Source organism: Mycobacterium sp. (assembly GCF_035633495.1).
Lineage (GTDB): Bacteria > Actinomycetota > Actinomycetes > Mycobacteriales > Mycobacteriaceae > Mycobacterium.
The window spans coordinates 1-19970 of record NZ_DASQEU010000188.1; the positions used below are offsets into that span (position 1 = coordinate 1).

Annotated in this window: 16 protein-coding genes and 5 pseudogenes; 8 read left to right on the plus strand and 13 right to left on the minus strand. The window is 65.5% G+C overall.

From position 1 onward, the window contains the following. Nucleotides 1-154 precede the first annotated feature (154 nt). Genes VET27_RS26490 through VET27_RS26500 form a run of 3 tightly spaced genes read right to left on the minus strand, consistent with a single transcriptional unit; the run spans nt 155 to nt 3958 of the window. Entirely contained in the window at nt 155-598 is a 444-nt protein-coding gene (locus VET27_RS26490; protein WP_526523022.1) for a DUF6262 family protein, read from the minus strand. Beyond that, nucleotides 588-2843: a tyrosine-type recombinase/integrase gene (locus tag VET27_RS26495; RefSeq protein WP_526523024.1), complete on the minus strand. Its 2256-nt coding sequence runs from the start codon at nt 2841-2843 to the stop codon at nt 588-590. The genes VET27_RS26490 and VET27_RS26495 overlap by 11 nt, the downstream gene beginning before the upstream one ends. Further along, entirely contained in the window at nt 2840-3958 is a 1119-nt protein-coding gene (locus VET27_RS26500) for a tyrosine-type recombinase/integrase (protein WP_526523026.1), read from the minus strand. The genes VET27_RS26495 and VET27_RS26500 overlap by 4 nt, the downstream gene beginning before the upstream one ends. 118 nt (nt 3959-4076) lie before the next feature. Here VET27_RS26500 and VET27_RS26505 point away from each other — a divergent pair. The 3 genes and pseudogenes from VET27_RS26505 to VET27_RS26515 all read left to right on the plus strand — a co-directional run. After that, a pseudogene (locus VET27_RS26505) lies at nt 4077-4247 on the plus strand (IS1380 family transposase); the annotation flags it as partial. Nucleotides 4248-4346: 99 nt separating this feature from the next. Further along, nucleotides 4347-4475: a hypothetical protein gene (locus VET27_RS26510; protein WP_526523029.1), complete on the plus strand. Its 129-nt coding sequence runs from the start codon at nt 4347-4349 to the stop codon at nt 4473-4475. Between the two features lie 278 nt (nt 4476-4753). After that, the gene (locus tag VET27_RS26515; protein ID WP_526523031.1) at nt 4754-5110 is read left to right on the plus strand and encodes a hypothetical protein; all 357 of its coding nucleotides are present in this window, start codon (nt 4754-4756) and stop codon (nt 5108-5110) included. On the opposite strand, the gene VET27_RS26520 is transcribed toward VET27_RS26515, so the two are convergent. Then, on the minus strand, nt 5088-6266 hold the full coding sequence (locus VET27_RS26520) for a CaiB/BaiF CoA transferase family protein (protein WP_526523033.1): 1179 nt from the start codon (nt 6264-6266) through the stop codon (nt 5088-5090). The genes VET27_RS26515 and VET27_RS26520 overlap by 23 nt on opposite strands. A 258-nt stretch (nt 6267-6524) precedes the next feature. Between VET27_RS26520 and VET27_RS26525 the strand changes: the two genes are divergently transcribed. Continuing rightward, nucleotides 6525-7040 carry a TetR/AcrR family transcriptional regulator gene (locus VET27_RS26525; protein ID WP_526523095.1) on the plus strand — a complete coding sequence of 172 codons (516 nt, stop codon included), beginning with the start codon at nt 6525-6527 and terminating at the stop codon, nt 7038-7040. Here VET27_RS26525 and VET27_RS26530 read toward each other — a convergent pair. Further along, nucleotides 7037-8646: pseudogene (locus VET27_RS26530) on the minus strand (AMP-binding protein). The gene VET27_RS26525 and the pseudogene VET27_RS26530 sit on opposite strands and share 4 nt — an antisense overlap. A 360-nt stretch (nt 8647-9006) precedes the next feature. Here VET27_RS26530 and VET27_RS26535 point away from each other — a divergent pair. Both VET27_RS26535 and VET27_RS26540 read left to right on the plus strand, forming a co-directional pair. After that, nucleotides 9007-10491 (plus strand): annotated as a pseudogene (locus VET27_RS26535) (aldehyde dehydrogenase family protein). Next, entirely contained in the window at nt 10488-10898 is a 411-nt protein-coding gene (locus VET27_RS26540; protein WP_526523035.1) for a nuclear transport factor 2 family protein, read from the plus strand. Before VET27_RS26535 ends, VET27_RS26540 begins: the two are co-directional and overlap by 4 nt. Here VET27_RS26540 and rlmN read toward each other — a convergent pair. Together rlmN and VET27_RS26550 are read right to left on the minus strand one after the other, a co-directional pair. Continuing rightward, nucleotides 10895-11986, minus strand: coding sequence for a dual-specificity RNA methyltransferase RlmN (rlmN, locus tag VET27_RS26545; RefSeq protein ID WP_526523037.1), 1092 nt, complete (start codon nt 11984-11986; stop codon nt 10895-10897). The two genes, VET27_RS26540 and rlmN, sit on opposite strands and share 4 nt — an antisense overlap. Before the next feature lie 14 nt (nt 11987-12000). Further along, entirely contained in the window at nt 12001-12852 is an 852-nt protein-coding gene (locus tag VET27_RS26550; RefSeq protein ID WP_526523039.1) for a LysR family transcriptional regulator, read from the minus strand. Nucleotides 12853-12985: 133 nt separating this feature from the next. Between VET27_RS26550 and VET27_RS26555 the strand changes: the two are divergent. Continuing rightward, nucleotides 12986-13304 (plus strand): annotated as a pseudogene (locus tag VET27_RS26555) (DMT family transporter); the annotation flags it as partial. Here VET27_RS26555 and VET27_RS26560 read toward each other — a convergent pair. From VET27_RS26560 to VET27_RS26575, 4 genes are all read right to left on the minus strand, one after another. Next, nucleotides 13215-14078: a phosphatidate cytidylyltransferase gene (locus VET27_RS26560; protein WP_526523097.1), complete on the minus strand. Its 864-nt coding sequence runs from the start codon at nt 14076-14078 to the stop codon at nt 13215-13217. The pseudogene VET27_RS26555 and the gene VET27_RS26560 overlap by 90 nt on opposite strands. Nucleotides 14079-14126: 48 nt before the next feature. Next, on the minus strand, nt 14127-14684 hold the full coding sequence (gene frr, locus VET27_RS26565) for a ribosome recycling factor (RefSeq protein WP_526523041.1): 558 nt from the start codon (nt 14682-14684) through the stop codon (nt 14127-14129). Nucleotides 14685-14760: 76 nt separating this feature from the next. Then, complete coding sequence (gene pyrH, locus VET27_RS26570; protein ID WP_526523043.1) at nt 14761-15492, minus strand: UMP kinase; 732 nt, start codon at nt 15490-15492, stop codon at nt 14761-14763. A 117-nt stretch (nt 15493-15609) separates the two neighbouring features. Next, on the minus strand, nt 15610-16296 hold the full coding sequence (locus tag VET27_RS26575; protein WP_526523045.1) for a class I SAM-dependent methyltransferase: 687 nt from the start codon (nt 16294-16296) through the stop codon (nt 15610-15612). A gap of 46 nt (nt 16297-16342) precedes the next feature. Here VET27_RS26575 and VET27_RS26580 point away from each other — a divergent pair, with 46 nt between their 5' ends. Beyond that, complete coding sequence (locus VET27_RS26580; protein ID WP_526523047.1) at nt 16343-16759, plus strand: MarR family winged helix-turn-helix transcriptional regulator; 417 nt, start codon at nt 16343-16345, stop codon at nt 16757-16759. Nucleotides 16760-16779: 20 nt separating this feature from the next. On the opposite strand, the pseudogene VET27_RS26585 reads toward VET27_RS26580, so the two are convergent. Both VET27_RS26585 and VET27_RS26590 read right to left on the minus strand, forming a co-directional pair. After that, a pseudogene (locus VET27_RS26585) lies at nt 16780-18358 on the minus strand (primary-amine oxidase); the annotation flags it as partial. Between the two features lie 171 nt (nt 18359-18529). Next, entirely contained in the window at nt 18530-19942 is a 1413-nt protein-coding gene (locus tag VET27_RS26590; protein WP_526523049.1) for an amidase, read from the minus strand. Nucleotides 19943-19970 lie beyond the last annotated feature (28 nt).

The following is a 19970-nucleotide window of genomic DNA, read 5'->3' on the forward strand; positions in this document are numbered from 1 at the left end:
CACCAGCGAGCACTCCCGTGGCGCGTAGCAGGGCCTGCGCACAGCACCCAGGCCGAGTTGGCGATAAAGCGTCCCTCCGTTATCTTTAGCCTTCTGGTTGCCCGTCCCGTTGACCTGCTGCGATGCGTGGTGGTCAGTGTCGTCGACGCGGCCGTCAACAGGGTCCGATGACGGGTTGCGATTTCTTTCTCGGCGTGTCGCCTGGGCGGCCGACGATCGAGGCGGTGCGCTGTTCACCGAGCGCGACCGCAAGGGCTTCGCGTAGTTGCCGATTCTCGGTCTCTAGTTGGCGATTTCGTTCCGACATGATCTGGAGTCGCTGCCGCAGCGATGCCTCGGATGCGCGTTGCCGGTCAGGAAGGCGGTCCCGAACAGGTGCTGGATCCCACCTGGCGCGGAGTCGTTCGACCTCGACGCGCAGGTCGGGCTGGGCGTAGAGCCAGGAGCGTGAGACCTTGGCTTCGCGGGCTAGGGCGTCGAAAGAGATCGGCTGTCCCGCGTTGTCCATTCGGCGAAGTGCGGCGGTGGCTCGGCGCCGTGTGGCGGTAGCTCGGCGTCGGGCCGCTGCGACGAGGTGGTGTGAGTTGTCAGCTCGCATGGGTGGTGTCCGTGCTCTCCGTCGCGGTCTTTTCGACCTCGCTGATCATCCGGTCGAGGTTGTTGAGAACCTGTTGGTTCATCTCGACCATGCGGACCTGCCCGCTGCGTTCGGAGACATCGAGGAGGGTGAGGGTGCGCCGCTGCTGCTCGCGCAGTTCGGGTAGGAACTCCGGGCCGGTGAGGAAGACTGGGCAGGTCAGACAGGCGTTGGCATGCGGACAGGTCCGCTGCAGCGGCAACCCACAGTATCCGTTCGGCAAGGTCTGGGTGGCCATACCGTATCGGGTTTTGGCCCATTGTGCTTGTGCCAGTGGACCTTCTGGGTCGATCGCGACTCTTTCACCTTTGATGTTGACCTTGGTCGCTGCTTCCCAGCGGCGCCGGACGGTTTGGTCGGTGATCCGGGCGTAGTGGGCGGTCATCTGGGTTGATTGGTGATCGAGTAGGACTCGGATGACCTCTTGGGGCACGTCGCGGTTGATCAGGCGACAGGCAAAGGTGTGGCGCCATTGATGTGGGGTGAGCTGCGCTGGCTGGCCGTGCTGATCGTGGACCTCGCAGGTGGTCAGCCAGGAGTTGAGCATGCCGCGATAGCTGTAGTAAGTCATGGGATTTCGTCCACTGAGGTTGCGGGTGATGGCGGGAAATAGGTGTCGATGCTGCCCCGGCCAGCGGTCGGAAACTCGCTGTTGTTGGGTGCGGATTTCGTTCTCGAGGTCTTCATCGATGGGGACGGCGGCCTCACGGCGCATCTTGTTGTTGAAGTAGCGCAGATAGGCGGCGTGTTGTCCGTCGTAGAGCAGGCAGTCGAACGGCAGTGTGCAGGCGTCGGTGGCGCGCAGCCCGCACCGGATCAAGATGATCGTGATGAGTCGACCCTCGGGGTTGGGCCACTTGTCGAGGTTGGCGGGTGCTTCGACCTGGGCCATGATGTGCTCGGCGACGCGACGGGTGAGTCTGGGCGGACGAGCGGGCAGGTCGCCGGGGAAGAACACCGCGGTGGTCGGTAGGTTCATGTCCCAGTTGTGCTGGCGGATTGCCTGGAAGAAGGCTCCGGGTGCGGTGACGGCATCTTCCTTCGCGCCGCAGCCAAGGGATTGGGTGGTAAGCCATGCCAGGTAGCGTTCGAGCAGGGCGCGGTCAATGTTGCTCAGCGCATGGGCCTTTGGAGTGCACTCGGCCAAGAATGTACTGAACCGCGTCAGACCCAGCACGTCACTCTGCACGGTGCCCACGGTCAGCCCCGCACTCAGTCGTAGCCGGGCCCAGCGTTTGGCCAGGGTTCTCAGCCACGGCTGGGTTACCCGGTCGAACCGCAGATGGGTGCGGGCGTGCGGGGTTTTGCCTGGGCTTCGGGTCAGGCCGGGCAGCAGATGCAGGCGCCAGATATCGCGGGGATACTCGACGTCCCAGCCCTTGCCGTCGCGCAGGGTTTCGACGGTGTCCTGCGCGAAGATCAGGAACCGTTGGTAAGTGCCCTCTTTCGTGCCCGCAAACGCACGCCATTGCTGAGCGGACAGGTCGAGCAGGGAGGTCACTGCAGCGTCTTTGGCGATGCGGATGGCCCAGGCAATGATCGGCGGTGCGGCGGTGATTGTGGCTTGGTCGTAGCGGCTCTGAACCGCGTATTGGAATTCGAGTTTTAGCTGGGGAGCTAGCCCGCGGAAGTCGATGCGCGCGGTGCCGCGCTGCTGGCAGTGCGCAAGGTATTCTGCGGCGTCGGGGCGGCCGAGCTGGACCCACCGGGTGGTATGAGACTTGCAGTACAGGGTCCTGGCGTTCTCGGTCCACACGGTGCAGAAGGGCAGCCCACATTGTCTGGGTTCGGGTGGACCGAGCAGCCCTGCCTGGGCCGACCAAACCGCCGGATCCGGTTGGCCGACACGGGACCACGCTGTGCGATGTCGCATGCACAATCCGACGCCGCTGCTGCCGTAGCGACATCCGATCACCGTGCAGACGCTCAGATCCCGGCGGCCATTCAACACGGGACCGGGATCGGCGAGGAACACCGCGAGCGCCGGCCGGTTGCGGTCGCGCCACCGTTGACCATGGCCCGAGCACAGCCCGTTCTCCGAGACCGGACGGTCACAGTCAGCCACCGCGCACTGCCGACGCCCCAGTACCGGATCGTCGGGATCGACAAGATAGACCTCGACACGAAACTCGGGTCGCACCACAGCCATCAGTTTCTCGAGCAGCCCGCTGCTTATGGGCGCCCGGCGTGGGCCCGGTGCGGTCACCAGTGCACCTCCCGGCCGGTGAACCAGCCCGCTGCTGCCAGGGTTGTTCTCGCGTCTTCGACGGTGAGGTGACCGTAGGTGTCGATCGTTGTGGCGATCGAGGCGTGCCCCAATAGTCCCTTCACCGACTCCATGCCGGCACCACGGCGCAGCAGCCAGGTGGCGTAGGTGTGTCGGAAAAGGTGGGGTCCGAACTCGATTCCGGTCCGCGTTCGCAGCCGCTTGACGAGGTCGTAGACCGCCGAATACGACCACGGCCGGCCCAGCGGTGCCGACCACAGGTTGACGAAGACGTAGTCCGAATCCAGTGCCCGGTATTCCCGGTTGAGGTAGTCGGCATAGAGGCGCATCAACTCCACGCTGGCCGGGATTGTCCGCGACCCTGTCTTCGCGCGGGCACGGTTGTCGTTGTCACGCGCAGTGATGGTGATCGTCTTCTCTGCGATGGCCAGGTCTTCGTGGCGCAGCCCGAGAGCCTCACCCACCCGAACGCCGGTGTCGAGCATCAGGGCAAAAAGCAGCCGGTCCCGCAGATGCTCACAAGCATCCAAGATCGTCTGAACCTGCTGGACAGTCAGCACTTTGGGCAGTGACTGCGGCGCCTTCAACTTGATCGCCCGCCGCCGCTCGCTCCCGCGTTTGGACACATGGTGCAGAAACGGCCGATACGACGTCGCCGCAGCACGACCGCGACCAGTCGTCGGCTGCAGGGTGATCAGCAACCCCGATAAATTGACGCCATGGCGGGCATGGAACCCGCAAAACGACGTCAACGCCGACAGCTTCCGATTCACGCTGCTCGCCGAGCAGAACGGTTCCACCGTGGGCAGCACCGACACGAGTCCGTCGCGGGCCTGCGGCGGCACCCGCAGCCACGCGACGAACCCGGCCACATCCTCCAGCCTGGCTGCCCGCCAGTCGACGCCGTGCCGGTCCAGGTAGGTCAGCCAGTCCTTCAAATCATGGGCATAGGCCTTGATGGTGTTCGGCGACTTCTCGATCGACGCCAGATACGACAGGAACCGCTCGACCGGTTCGACCGGTTCCAGGTCGTCACCGAGCACAGTCCACGACTCGAACCCGGTGCCCGGCATCAGCACGCGTTGCACCCTCATCTTTACCTCCCGTTCCGTGTTGGACAACGGAAGGTAATCCCGTCCACAACGCGATCCCAGGGATTTCCGGTGCACGTCGCCTACGTCGCAGACAGTGCCGATTCAGCTACAGATAACCTCCGGGCATTTCGGGGCCAACTCCGCCTGGATCCTGTGCGCAGGCATCGCCCACAACCTGCTGCGCGCCGCCGCGGTCCTGGCCGGAAGCCCCCACCGCACCGCACGCGGTGCCACACTGCGTCGCAAGATCGTCAACATTCCCGCCCGACTGGCCCGCCCCCAGCGCAGGCTAAGCCTCTGAAGGAACAAGCGGCAGCAGCGATCTAGTGCACCGGACCAGGATCGCTCGTTGACGGGCGCTTCGCATTCGGTGCCGAAGGCGCCCCGGATGGTTGGGAACGGCCTCATCGAGCCCTTGACCGACCTGGCTCCCGGGTTGGAGCACGTCACCCTGCTGCAGGGCGCGAAGGCCTACGGTGCACACGCCGGACACCCAGCCGCACCTTCCGACGCGTGAGCGCGACCCGCGCGCCCAGCACGACAACTTCTACTGGCTTCAGGAGGACTACCTCCGACAGGCCTCGGAGACATGGGGTTTCGCGTGGACCATCTTCCGGCCACAGGTCGTGGTGGGTGGGGCCTGGGGTGCGTCCATGAACCCGTCGATAGCGCTGGCTCGTCGATGCAGGCCTTCTGGCAGAGGCATTCGACTGGGCGGCCACGGCGAAGGCGGCGCGCAACGAGACGTTCAACATCACCAACGGCGACGTCTTCGCCTGGCGCGACGCCTGGCCAGTGCTGGCCGATGCATTCCACGTCGATGTCGGGCCAGACACGCCGATGCACCTCGCGGAATACCTGTCAGACCGGGAAGCGCTGTGGCAGCAGGTAGTCGCACGTCACGGGTTGCGGCCACTCGGCCTGATGCAGTTGCTTGGTGAAAGCCATCACTACGCCGACCTTCTCTTGCGGATGGGAGCCGGCACGATTGCGCATCCGACCCTGTTGAGCACGATCAAGCTTCGCCAGGCCGGCTTTACTGCCTGCTGCGACAGCGAAGACGTCCTCAGACACTGGGTCCGGGTGCTGCAAGACCGGAGGTTGATTCCGCGGAGCAAGAGCGAGGGCGTTAGGACTTCTGTCGCTCCTTGAGCTCGGCGAGAACCTCGTCGGTGTGCTCGCCGAGTCCCGTTGCGGCCCAACGCGGTTCCCACGGCGTGCCGTGGAAGTCGGCAGGCGTCGCGACCATCGGGATGCTCGCGTCCCCGTCGGGTACATCGACCAGACCACCCCCGGCGTGGAACTGTTCGTCGCCCAGGATGTCCTCGAGCGAGTTGATCGGCGACCAGAAGAAGTCCGGTTCGCGGTTGAAGACGTCGGCCCATTCGGCGAGCGACTTGGTCGCGAAGATCGCGTCCAACTCGGCGATCAACCGTTCGCCGTTGAGGAAGCGGTCCCGGGCGGTGGCAAAGCGTGGGTCACGCAGCCAAACCTCCTGCCCCACAGCTCGACACAACGCGGGCCAGTGCCGGTCGCCCTCGAGGCCAACGATCCAGAACCGCCGTCCGTCGCCCGCCGCATAGTTGTTCATGCACGGATTGCCCATCGACTCACGCTGACCGATGGAGATGGGATGGCCAGCGAGCAGGTAGGTATTCAGGTCGAAACTCACGGTGTAGACACCCTGGCGATACAGGGATGTCGTGACGAGTTGACCCGCGCTGGTGCGCGCGCGGGCGACCAAGGCCACGCACACCGCCGCGGCCAATGTCATGCCGACCGCGTGATCACCCATGCCGCCACGCTGGAACGGGGGCGTGTCACCGGGCCGCGTCAGCAAGTGCGCCAACCCTGCGCGAGCCCAGAATGCCGCGACGTCGTAGGCCGCCCGGTCCGCGTCGGGCCCGGTCATTCCATATCCAGTGATCAATCCGTAGACGAGGCGCGGATTCAGAGCCGCCACGGTCTCGTAGTCCAGCTTGAGGCGCTGTAACGCAGCGGGCCGCACATTCGTCAGGAAGACGTCCGCGTCGGCGAGCAAGTCCATCGCGCTGGCACGGCCCTCGTCAGTCCCGACGTCCAGAACGACGCTGCGCTTGGACCGATTGTCCATCTCGAACGGTGGGCTCGCGGCGTGACCGTCCTGTGGGAGACCCAGCATGCGGCCGAACGTTCGCGCGGGGTCGCCCGTCGGGGGCTCGATCTTGACGACGTCGGCGCCCCAGTCGGCGAGGATTCCGCCCGCCGCAGGGCCCGCCACCCAGACACCGAGTTCGACCACCTTGACGTCTTCCATGGGTCCCGCCATGTCGCCTCGTTTCGTTTCGGGTTCCGCCGAAGCACCTTACGGTTGGACGTTGCTTTGTAAACTAGTGCACCAAATGGGTGACGTCGGGCCCGTTGGAGAGGTCACTGTGATGTATATCGTGCCGCGCGGCTACCGTGACCACGCATTTCGCGTTCTACCATCAGATGTACCGACCGCTGCACTTCAGATCTCGACGGAGCTCTTCACGTGAATGGACCAGCAACCGCTGAGCGGGGTTCCGATGACGTTGTCGGCGATATGTCGACCAGGCACCGAATTCTCGCTGCCACCGCGGAGGTGCTCGGGAGTAGCGGACAGACCAAGCTGAGCCTCTCCGAGGTGGCATTGCAGGCCGGCGTATCGCGACCGACGCTGTACCGCTGGTTCGCGTCGAAAGACGAGTTGCTCGCTGCGTTCGGACGTTATGAACGCGACATGTTCGACTCCGGGATCAACCATGCGACCTCCGGCCTCCGCGGCAACGAAAGGCTCGACGCGGCGCTACGGTTCATCGTCGAGTACCAGCAGTCGTATTCCGGTGTCCGACTCGTCGACATCGAACCAGAAGTGGTCATCGCGCAGTTGTCGCGGATCGTTCCGCTCATGCGGGGCCGTCTGGTGAAATTGCTGTCGGGTCCCAATGCCGCCGTCAAGGCCGCGACGGCGGTCCGGGTCGCGATCTCGCACTACATCGTCCGCAGTGACGATGACGACCAGTTCCTGGCGCAGCTCCGTCACGCGGTCGGGATCAAGCAGCCTGACTCAAATGGCTAGAGATCCGCTGCAGCCGTGACACTTTCGGTGGCCACGTGCTTGGCCCAGCGATAGTCGGCCTTGCCCGCCGGCGACCGTTCGATCTTCGGCGTCCGAACGAACGCCTTTGGGATCTTGTAGCGCGCAATCTGTCGTGCACAGACCTCGACGAGGTCCTCGTCGGTGGGTGACGTGCCTTCGGCAGCCTGAACGACCGCGACGACCTCACTGCCCCACCGCTCCGAGGGGCAGCCGACCACGACCACGTCATTCACGTCGGGGTGAGCGGCGATCGCGCGCTCCACCTCTTCGGCGAAGATCTTCTCCCCGCCGGAGTTGATGGTGACCGAATCGCGGCCCAACAATTCGATGCGGCCGTCCGCGAGGATGTTGGCCCGGTCACCGGGCATCGACCAACGGACCCCGTCAATCGTCGGGAACGTTCGTGCCGTCTTGGCCTCGTCACCCAGGTAGCCGAGTGGCACGTAGTCGCGCCGGGCGAGCCAGCCCTGGCCGTCCCCCGGTGAGAGGACATGGTCGAAATCGGTTGCGACCAAGGCGGTGTCGGATTGCGGTGCGAAGACTGCGGGTGGCTTGTCTTCCGCGGCGGCCCCCACCGTCAAGCTGCTCATCTGCATGCCCGACTCGGACGCCCCGACGCCGTCCACGAGAAAGAGGTGGGGTAGCGCAGCCAACAATCAATCACGGAGAGTAGGCGTCAACGCCCCGCCCCCATTGCTGATCGTAATCAGCCCGGAGAGGTCGTAGTCGCCCGCCTCGATCTCCTCGACCAACGGGCGGGCAATCGCATCGCCGACGGTGGTGAGGGACAACACCTTCTCGCGCTGTACGAGGTCCAGTGCGGCGGCGGGGCGGAAGCGCTCGACGTCGTCGGGGATGACGATCCTTCCTCCCATGGCGAACGCGTGATATGCGGCCCACTGGGCCGCACCGTGGATGAACGGGGGGATCATCAGGATCGACATCAACCCCGCGGACTTGCGGACCTGCGCGGTCAGCTCCTCGTAGGACGCCAACGGCCGGTCACTGCCGAACGGACGGCCACCCATGGACGAGACGAAGATGTCGTGTTGACGCCACAGCACGCCCTTCGGCATGCCCGTGGTACCGCCCGTGTACAGAATGTAAAGATCGCCCGGAGACGGCTCGGGCATCCCTGCGGCAGGCGGTGGCGTGTTCACGATCGACTCGTAATCAACTGCGCCGGGCAATAATTCGTTGCCGGAGTGGTCAGCGATCTGAATGAGGACGGCGAGATGAGGCAACCGGTCGCGGATCGCCGCCACGCGGGGGGCGAATTGGGCGTGGTACACCAGCGCCGACGCCTTCGAGTCGGCGAGGAGGTACTCGAGTTCGTCTTCCACGTAGCGATAGCTCACGTTGAACGGCGCCACTCGGGCGCGGTAGCCGTCGATCATGGCCTCGAGGTACTCATTGCCGTTTCGCAGGTACAGACCGAGGTGGTCTTGTCCCGACTCGTGCCCAGCCAGTTGGTCACGCTCGGTGTGGCAGCCCAGTCCGGCGGCGACGAGGTAGTGGGGGCCACCCCGTCGACGCGCGCGTCGGCATCGGCATAAGTCAGCCGTCGGTCCCGCCAGACGAGCATCTCCTGATCGGGAACGGTCGCCGCCACCGTCCTGAAAACCGTCGACAGATTGAACTGAGCGTTCACGACGTCATGATCCTCGGACACGGCGAGAGCGTGACATTTTTATCCCATTTTGTAAACTCCGAAGACTGGACTTCGACGCAGGTCGCCTATCGTTCACCACGAGAAACACCCGTCGACGACGCACTGACGAAGGAGACGTCGTGCCATCGGTAGAAGTGAATGGCGGCATTCGACACTCGGGCCATGGCCGCCCCCACCATCCTGTAATTCCTCAGTCGGTAGCTCGCCTCGCCCAGATGCAGGAGTATGGACCAAAAGAGTGACACTCCACCGATATTTTGTAAAGCTAGCTAGATGACGAGCGTGCAGAGCGATTCGGGTGTGTTGGCCGGCGACGAGCGGATGCTGATCGACGGCGAACTCCAAGACACCGGCAACGGTGCGAAGTTCGACGTGATCCACCCCGGCAGCGAACAGGTCGCCGGCCAAGCCACCGACGGCACGGTGGAGGACATGTCGCGTGCGGTCGGTGCGGAACGCCGTGCGTTCGACGAGACCGACTGGTCACGCGATCTCGAGTTCCGCTACCACTGTCTGACGCAGTTGGCTGCGGCGCTGGACCGCGACAAGGAACACCTGCGGCGGGTGCTGATCACCGAGGTCGGTTGCCCGATCACGTTGTCGGGCAGCCAGATCGAGAGCCCAATCGCAGAAGTCACGCATTGGGCCGAGCACGGCAGAGACTTCGAGTACCTCGTCGACACCGGTGTGCACGACACCCCGATGGGCCCGGCGCGGCGCAAGATCCACTACGAACCGATCGTGTGGTCGGGGCGATCACCCCGTGGAACGTGCCGTTCTATCTGAACATCGCCGAGACCGTGCCCGCCCTGATGGCTGGCAACACCGTCGTCCTCAAGCCTGCGCAGCTGACGCCGTGGTCGGGCAGTGAGTACGGCCGCATCGTCGCCGAGGAAACCGACGTCCCGGCCGGCGTGTTCAACGTGGTGGTGTCCAACGCGAACGAGGTCGGCGCTGCGCTGTCCGCGGATCCCCGGGTGGAAATGATCACCTTCACCGGGTCGACCGCGACCGGCCGGGCGATCCTGGCCGCCGGAGCGGCGACGGTGAAGAAGACGCTGCTGGAACTGGGCGGCAAGTCCGCGCACATCGTGCTCGACGACGCCGACTTCAACTCCGCCCTGCCCTTGGCGGCGATGATGGCATGCGTGATGTCTGGGCAGTCCTGCATCCTGCCCAGCCGGATCCTGCTGCCCCGCAGCCGTTGTGAAGAAGGTATCGCGCTGCTCAAGACCAGTATGAAGAACTTTTCCGGTCGGCGACCCGTGGACGCCGGGCAACATGCAGGGCCCGCAGATCAGCGAAACCCAACGCCAGAAGGTCCTTGGTCTGATCCGGGGCGGGGTGGCTGCGGGCGCTCGTCTGGTCACCGGCGGCGGCGTCCCGGAGAATCTGCCCGTCGGCTACTACGTACAGCCCACCCTGCTGGCCGACGTCGACCCGAACTCAAAGATCTCCCAGGAGGAGATCTTCGGTCCCGTGCTAACCGTGACCCCGTACGACACCGACGACGACGCGGTCGCGATCGCCAACAACTCCATCTACGGCCTCTCCGGCGAAGTCAGCAGCGGCGACGTCGACCGCGCCATGGCCGTCGCGATGCGGATGCGCACCGGCAACGTCACGATCAACGGCAAGTCCCACTTCGGCATCACCAGCCCCTTCGGCGGCACCAAGCAGAGCGGGCTGGGGCGCCGCAACGGCGATGAGGGTTACCGGGAATACCTGGAGGGCAAGACAATCGGGCTGCCGGAATGAGCGACGAGACGGACATCGCCGCGCTTCTGTACCGCTACGCCCGCGCGGTCGACACCAAGGACTGGGACCTGTACCGCTCGGTGTTCACCGACGACGCCACCATCGACTACTCGTCGGCCGGCGCCATCGCAGGCACACGTGACGAGGTTGCCGATTGGCTGAGCGTGGGTTTCGCCGCCATCCCGATGTCGATGCACTACATCACCAATGTCGAGGTGCTCGGATCGGACGGCGACAACGCGCGCGTGCGCGCCATGTCCTACAACCCGATGCAGCTGCCCGGAATGACGGAGTTGAGCTCGTGCGGCGGCTACTACCACCACGAGTTGATCCGCACTGAAGGCGGCTGGCGCAGCCGCAGCCTGCGCGAGGAGAACATCTGGTTCCTCAACGCGCCAGGCGGCTAGCCCTCCGCCGCGAGCTGCCCACACGCGGCGGCGATCTCGCGACCGCGGGTATCGCGGACCGTGCAGGACACCCCCCGCTCGCGGACCCGCTTGACGAACTCGCGCTCGGCGGGCTTGGGACTGGCGTCCCACTTGCTACCCGGCGTGGGGTTGAGCGGGATGACGTTGACGTGCACCAGCGGACCCAGGGCGCCGTGCAGCTTCTTGCCGAGGAGGTCTGCTCGCCACGGCTGGTCGTTGACGTCACGGATCAGCGCGTATTCGATCGACACGCGGCGGCCGGTCACGTCTGCGTAATACCTTGCGGCGTCGAGGGCTTCGCCGACGTTCCACCTGTTGTTGACTGGTACCAGGGTGTCGCGCAACTCGTCGTCGGGAGCGTGCAGGGACAGCGCCAGCGTGACGCCGAGGCGTTCGTCGGCGAGCTTGCGGATCGCGGGAGCCAACCCGACCGTCGAGACCGTCACCGACCGCGCCGAGATGCCGAACCCACCAGGCGGGGGTGTGATGATCCGACGCACCGCGGCGAGTACCCGATTGTAGTTGGCCAACGGCTCACCCATGCCCATGAAGACGATGTTCGACAGGCGGCCGTCATGCTCGTCGCGCATGGCCGCCGACGCGGCGCGCACCTGCTCGAGAATCTCTGCGGTGGAAAGGTTTCGGGTGAGACCGCCCTGCCCGGTGGCGCAGAACGGACACGCCATGCCGCACCCTGCCTGCGACGAGATGCACACCGTGTTGCGCTGCGGGTAGCGCATCAGCACCGATTCGAAGGTGGTGCCGTCCACCGCGCGCCACAAAGTCTTTCGGGTGTCCGCGCCGTCGCACTCGATCGACCGCACGACGTTCAGCAGTTCCGGGAACAACGCCTCCGCGACCTTGTCCCGCATGGCAGTCGGCAGGTCTGTCATGGCGTGCGGATCGGCGATCAGCCTGCCGAAGTATTGGTTGGCCAACTGCTTCCCGCGGAACGCGGGCAGTCCCAGTTCGGCGACCGCTGCGCCGCGGGCGTCGTCGTCGAGATCGGCGAAGTGCCGGGGCGGCTTTCCTCGCTGCGGCGCCTCGAACACCAAGGGCAGTTTCATGGTCCCGTTCATTATCAGGCCTGCTCACTCAGAACGTCGCGGACGGCCCCGTCGACGGCCGCCAGGGCACCGGCGTCGACTCCGGCACGGCCCCGCACGAACACCGTCGCGCGACTGGTCGGAGGCAGCCCCTCGGCCAGGCACAACCCGTCCGGCAGCCGTCCGATCATGGGCAGCAGCGCGACGCCGAGGCCGGAACGCACGGCGGCGAACAGGCCCGAAAGGTCGGAACTGTCGGCCGCGATGCGATAGGGCACACCGATGCGGTCGAGCGCGGCGAAGTTCGGCTCGCGGAGGGTGCACGGCTCGGAGAACGTCACGACCGGCAGCGGCTCGCTTGCGGACACCGAGAAACTGCGACCCGAGATCCATTTCAGCGCAACCATTCCCGACGCGTTGGCCGGATCGAGACCAGAGCCGTCGAGCATGACCGCCAGGTCGACGACGCCGTGCTCGATCGCGTCGGCAAGCATTACGTTGCGTAATAGTCGAAACCGCAGCCGCCATTCGGGAAGCCGCTCCCCCAAGGCACTCGTCAGGCCGGGCAGCATGACTTCGGCGCCGTGTTCGGTCGCACCGATCAGCAGCACCCGTTCCTCGGCCGCCCCCAGGTCGGCCAGTGCGGCGTCGTGCGCCGCCAGAATGGTGCGTGCGTGGGCGAGGACCCGGTGGCCCAGCTCGGTGAAGGCGACGCCGCGGCCGGACCTCTCGACGACGGGTCCCCCGACGACGGCCTCGACCCGTCGGACGTGCTGGCTGACGGCGGACTGCGTCAGATGCAGGACGGTCGCGGCGCGGTGAAATCCGCCACAGTCGGCGACGGCCACCACGCTGCGCAGCGGCGCAATGTCGAGGACCTGACCCATGCCGCCAAGGTACTCCGATCAGTAGAAACGATCAAAGAGGCGCATTCCGCGACCGATTGACGTCAACTGCCGATGAATCGATCAGCGATGCCGATCAATCGCGATCGCCGATAGTCGTTGGACGCGGCACGTCGCCGTTCACGATTCGACCAAGGCCCTGTTCGCGGTGGCCGGGGTGGTGCTGCTCAACGCGACGCTGGGGGTGTCGCTGTACGTGCGGGCGATCAACCTGCACGGCGCGGCCGGGCGTCCTGTCGTGGTTGCTGCTCGGTCAGGGCGTCGACGTCGGAACGGGCATCGGTCTGCTGTTCGGGGCGCTCGCCTGCTGGATCAACTCCAAGGCCTCCAAGCCCTCCAAGGCCTCACGCGAGAAGCGTCAGGACGACCCACGTCGCGACGGCCGAGGGCAGGACCGAATCGAGACGGTCCATCAGGCCTCCGTGGCCGGGTAGCAAGGTGCCCATGTCCTTGATTCCCAGATCGCGCTTGACCTGCGACTCGATGAGGTCCCCGAGCGTGCCCGTGAGGACCAGCATGAGCCCGAGCGGGACGCCAACCCAGGCGGGCTTGTCGAGCAGGTACGTCACGGCGAGCACCGAGGCGGCGGTGCCGAAGACCAGCGAGCCGGTGAAGCCCTCCCAGGACTTCTTGGGACTGATCGCCGGCACCATCGGGTGCTTGCCGAACAACACTCCAGCGGCATACCCGCCGATGTCGGAGAAGACCACGCCCAGCATCAGGCAGAGCACCCGCCAACGGCCGTCCTCGGGATAGACGAGCAGGACACCGAACGCACCGAACAGCGGTATCCAGGCCGCCAGGAAGATCGTCGCCGTGACGTCGCGCAGGTAATTCACCGGCGGGTCCTTGAGGCCCCCCGAGAGCAGCCGCCAGATCATGCACACGACGACGGTGGCGCCGAACGCCCCCAGGGCGCCCGTCGGGCCGAAGGGCCACGTCAGCCAGACGATGGCCTGGCCGCCGACGAGGAGCGGAATGATCGGGATCGCGTAACCGGCGGTCCGCAGCCGCCGGACGACCTCGTGGGTCGCCACGGCCATGGCAGCCGCCACGACCGGCACCCAAACCAGCGGTGCGAACACCAGGATGGCGATGACACCGAAACCCAGGAACGCCCCGACCGCGATGGCGGCGGGTAGGTTGCGCCCGGCTCGCCCTTGTTTCTTCTTGGGCTCGGATGCGTCGGCCCCTTCGGCGGGCGCCATGTCGGTGTCTGCCACCGTGCTGTTACTGAAGGTCTGGTCTCCGGCGACCTAGACCTCCAGCAGCTCGCCTTCTTTGTGCTTCACCAAGTCGTCGATCTGGCCGGTGTAGGTCTGGGTGCTCTTGTCCAGATCCTTCTCGGCCCGGCCGACCTCGTCCTCGCCTGCTTCGCCGTCCTTCTTGATGCGGGCGAGCTCCTCCATCGCCTTGCGACGGATGTTGCGCACCGTCACCTTGGCGTCCTCGCCCTTGGACTTGGCTTGTTTGACCAGGTCGCGCCGACGCTCCTCGGTCAGCTGAGGAATCGAGATGCGGATGACGTTGCCGTCGTTGCCCGGGTTGACGCCGAGGTCCGAATTGCGGATCGCGTCCTCGATGGGACGCAGCTGGTTGGCCTCGTACGGCTTGATGACGACGAGCCGGGCCTCGGGCACGTTGATGCTGGAGAGCTGGGTGATCGGCGTGAGCGAGCCGTAGTACTCGACCTTGACCCGATTGAACATGCCGGGATTCGCGCGGCCCGTGCGAATGGACGACAGGTCGTCCCGCGCCACGGACACCGCCTTCTCCATCTTCTCCTCGGCCTCGAAGAGGGTTTCGTCGATCACTAGTTCTTCTCCCGTCGCTGTCGCTCGACCACGGGCCATTGTCCCGTCCGCCGGCGCTCGCTCAGTCGTCCACCAGTCAGGTGGTGACCAGTGTGCCAATCCTCTCACCTGCGACCGCGCGCGCGATGTTTCCGTCGGTCAGCAGATTGAACACCAGGATGGGCATGCTGTTGTCCATGCAGAGGCTGAAGGCCGTGGCGTCGGCGACCTGCAGGCCGCGGTCGATGACCTCGCGGTGGGTGATCGCCACGAGCAACTCCGCGTCCGGGTTCGTCCGCGGGTCGTCGGTGAAGACGCCGTCGACGGCCTTGGCCATCAGCACCACCTCCGCGCCGATCTCCAGGGCTCGCTGCGCGGCGGTGGTGTCGGTGGAGAAGTACGGCAGGCCCATGCCTGCGCCGAAGATGACGACCCGACCCTTCTCCAGGTGCCTACGGGCGCGCCCAGGGATGTACGGCTCGGCGACCTGACCCATCGTGATGGCGGTCTGCACCCGGGTATCGATGCCTTCCTTCTCCAGGAAGTCCTGCAGCGCAAGGCTGTTCATGACGGTGCCGAGCATGCCCATGTAGTCCGACCGGCTGCGCTCCATGCCGCGCTGCTGCAGCTGCGCCCCTCTAAAGAAGTTGCCCCCACCGATGACCACGGCGACCTGGACGCCGCCGCGCACCACTTCGGCGATCTGGCGGGCGACGAGTGCCACCACGTCTGGATCGAGTCCCACCTGGCCGCCGCCGAACATCTCGCCGCCCAGTTTGAGCAGAACGCGCGAGTAACCCAGCTGGCCGGCAAGGACCGTTTCCGCCATCCTGACTCCTTCGGCTCCGCCCACGAGACATCCGCCCGAACGTTCTACCCGCGACGACGCCCCCAATCCTGCCAAACGGCTTGATTGGGGGCGCCGAGGGGTGGCGAAGGTCAGCCCTTAGCCCAGGTGCGCCGACAGCAGCCAGGCGCCCACCGACATGCGACCGTTGCCCTCGTCCTGAATGCCCGCACCGGCAAAGTCCTTGAACCCGGTGAATTTCTCCGCGACGTTGACGTGGATGCGGGCCGGTCGGACGTCGTCGATGACCCAGTACTTGGACACCACGTCGCGCAGTTCCTGTTCGGTGACGGGGTGTGCGGGTCCGGCGTCACCCATCGAGCCGCGGTCGAAGACCAGCACGAAGTACGACGCACCCGGCGCGGCGGCCCGCACGATCGACTGCTGGTACCCGTCGCGAAGTTCGACGGGCATCGAGTGGAAGAGGGTCGAGTCCACGATCGTGCCGAAGCGTCCGTCGTAGCCGGTGAAGGCGCTGATGTCCGCGACGTCGAAGGTGGCATTGGTCAGACCGCGCTTGGTGGCCTCTTCGCGCGCCAACTCGATCGCGGTGGCCGACTGGTCGAGGCCGACCGTGCTGTAACCCTGTTCGGCGAGCGCCAACGCGGTCGCGGCCTCGCCGCAACCGGCGTCCAGGACATCGCCGTGCAACTTGCCTGCCGCGATCAGTGCCGCGATCTCGGGTTGCGGCTCGCCGATGCTCCACGGCGGCTTGGTACCGAGACCCATTTCTTCGGCCTCGCCGCGGTAGGCGGAATCGAACATGTCGTCAGTCGGATGAGTCATGCCATCCTGTTTATCAACTTAGTTGATATGTGTCAAGATGATTGACATGAATGAGGCTGGGGACGAACCGCTGGGCTATCTACTCCAGCGATTGGCGATGTCGTTGCGCTCCGAAGTGACGTCGTCGGCGCTCGAGCCGTTGGGACTGTCGTTCCCGCAGTACATCTGCATGCGGACCCTGTCGAAGTCGCCTGGCCGCTCCAATGCCGACCTGGCCCGCGACGTCAGCGTGTCGCCTCAGGCCATGAACATGGTGGTGCGGGGGCTGCAGGACCGTGGTCTGGTGGCACGGCCGGCGGCGGTGACGTCCGGGCGCTCCCTGCCCGCCGAGCTCACCCGCGACGGTATCGAGCTACTGAAGCGGACCGACGCGGGCGTTCGCGACGCCGAGCGAAGGGTGTTGGCACCCCTCAGCCCAGAGCAGCGAGCAGACTTCAAGGAGTTGCTCGCCGCCCTGGGCTGAGGGCGGTTACGACTGGCAGCTCAGGACTCCATGGCCTTGGCCGCCACCGGCAGACCCGCGTGGTGCGCACCATGGCACGCCTTCGGCGGCGTCGGCGGAATGTCCAGTGCCGGATTGCCGTCGAAGACGGCCGATCGGCTTGAGATGGAACCCCGTGTAGGCACAAGGCATCACCGGCCAGTCCTCCGGCCGCACCACGTGATGCGCGCCGAGCGTGTACCAGAGCACCACGTCGGTGTTCTCCAGCGGCGCGTCGTCCGCCACGAACTCCGGTAGCCCCTGGGCGTCGGCCGACTGGTACATGTAGTCACCCGCGGCGAACTTCTCCGCGTCGTCGTACTTGGTGACCCACAGGTTGTGCTGAACGAACCGCGCCCGATCGTAGATGTAGGAGCCCTCCTGCACCATGACGGGCACGATGTCCTTGGGCACAAACTTGTAGGCCGTCGGACTGCCCAGCTCGTTCTTCATCGTCGGGTTGGTGACCTTCCAGTACCGACCGGTCTTCCAGTCCCAGTCGCGAGCACCGTCGGCCTCGGACGCCACCAGGGTGTCCTGGGTGATCCAGGCGTTGTTGTGCGGATTGAGCGCAGGATCGGGCTCCGGGATCGAATCCACCTCGTACACACTGTTTCCCGGCCCGTCGACGCTCATGTCGAGCCGGAAGTTGAAGAAGTGCTGATGGTTCGGCCCATAGACACCCGGTGCGACCAACTTGCCCCAGCGCGGAACCTCGCCCTCGGCGATCGAGCCCATGGTGAGCACGCCCGACAGCTTGACCTCGACCTCGATGGACGCGTCGTTGTAGAAGTACCAGAAGAACCCGTACTCGTAGTTGCCGACGGTGCAGATCATCGAGACGACCAACCGGCGCGAGCGCCGGACCTCCACCTCCTGCGTACGGAAGTCGTTGTGCTTCCAGGAGATTCCGTAGTCCTCCTCGTGCATGCAGATGGCGTTGGGGATCGTCACCGCGTTGCCGTCCGAGTCGTTGACGGTGCCGTCGAAGTAGTGGATCTCGCCGAGACAGTCGCAGCCCAACGTCAGCGGGTTGGCCGAGAAGCCCATGCCAACCTCACCCATGTCGAACACGTTCTTGTTCCAGTGCGTCGGCGAGGTGTCGCCGTAGGGCACCACCATCTCCGACAACGAACCCCGGTACATGATCGGCCTGGTCTCGCCGCGGTCGGTGTAGGTCACCTCGTGCAGCGTGATCCCCTCGCGAGGATTGAAACCGAGGCGCATGGACCACTTCTGCCACGTCACGTGCCACCCGTCGACGGTGAAACTGGGCCCGTCGGGTTGAGTGATCTCGATCGGCTTGACGTCCGAACGGAACTCGGTGAAGGCAGGACGGTTGTTCGGGTCGAACATGAACCGCGCGTCGTAATTGCCCGCCGTCGGCGGCATCGGGACCACACCGTGATCCTCGATGTCGATGATCTCCATGTTGTCGAGGTCGAACGTGACGATCAGGCCCTCGACCGGACGCGCATAGCCGTGCTCGGACGGCGCCGCCCGCATGAAGGTCAGCGGACGACAGATCAGTGGCGAGTTGTCGTAGTGGTCACCCTGGCCGCAATAGCCCGCCGGCCACGGGATGTTCAGCTCGCCGTGTTTCTTCCCTTGCCATTACTGATGTCCGGCAGGTTAACTCGACCTAAGTCGGATTACGTTGCCGTGTCACGCCTGCAACGAATTCCGTTGCCTCAACCGAGGCGTGCAGCGAATCTCCCTGCCCCTCAGTGTGATTGGACGTCGAAATCCGCATCACTTCTGGGTGAGGAGGCGGAACGGCGCGGCCTCCTCCAGCTCGTATGCCAGCGCGAGCAGCGTGGCCTCGCGCCCCATTCGTGCGCTGAACATCATGCCGATGGGAAGACCGTCCTCTGACTCGCCCAGTGGCAGCGAGATTGCCGGGTCGCCCGTGACGTTCTGCAGGGGCGTGAAGGCCACCCAGTCCACCAGCCGGTCGATGATCTGCTCGTAGTCGGCCGTCGGGTCGAGATGCCCGACGACGGGCGGAACGTCGGCCAATGTGGGCGTCAGCAGCACGTCGTAGTCCCGCACCCGTGTGAGCATCCGGCGTCGCAGTGTCGCCAGGCGGGCGATCGCCAGCGGAAGCCGGTGCAGATTGCCCGCCGCGAAGCCCTCGAGACCGAGACTGAGGTTGTCGAGCTTGTCGCGATCGAAGGAATCGCCGAAGCGGCCCCGTCCGCCCCGCAGCAGCGCGAAGGAGAGCAGTGCCCAGTACAGGAGGAAGTCGTCGATGAAGGACGGCGGCACCGGCGGTTCGTCGAGACGTTCGACGTGGTGCCCCATCCTTTCGAGTAGTGCAGCGGTAGCCAGTGTCTGGTCGCGGACCGCGGGGCTGCATTCCCGCTTGACGGACTTGGTGAACAAGGCGATGCGCAGTCGATCCCGTCCCGGCCGCGTCACGTCTCCGATCGGATCGAGTTTCGGTTTGCGCCAGACGTTCTCGGCCTCGCGGTAGAACGCGGCAGTATCACGGACCGACCGGGTGACCACCCCGTTGGCCACGATGCGAATCGGCATCTGGCGCATGTCCTTGTCCAAGGGCAGACGGCCGCGCGAGGGCTTGAGTCCGACCAGCCCGTTGCACGACGCCGGGATCCGGATCGAGCCACCGCCGTCGTTGGCGTGCGCGATCGGTACTACGCCCGCCGCGACGAAGGCTCCGGAGCCCGATGACGACGCACCGGCGGTGTGGTCGGTGTTCCAGGGGTTGCGCACTGCGCCGAGACGCGGATGTTCGGCGACGGCGCTGAAGCCGAACTCCGACATCTGTGTCTTGCCGAGCGCGACGAGGCCCGTCGACAGGTAGGCGCGGGTGAATTCACCGTTCACGATCTCCGGCCGCGGCTGCCAAGCGTCGGTACCCTCCATCGTCGGCATGCCCTCGACGGCGACGTTGTCCTTGACGAAGGTCGGCACGCCGTCGAAGAACCCGCCATATCGGGTCTGGGCCGCTGCTCGGACGCGGGCCCGGTCGAAGGCCTCGTAGGCCAGGCCGTTCAACTCAGGGTTGACCTTCTGCGTTCGGGCGATCGCCGCCTCGACGACGTCCACTCTCGACACCGCCCTGGATCGGATGGCCTCGGCCACCGCCGTGGCGTCGAGCTCGCCCAGTGCGTCGTCGCCGAACGCAGATACGAAGGTCATCACCCGACGCTAGCAACACACGTGTGCA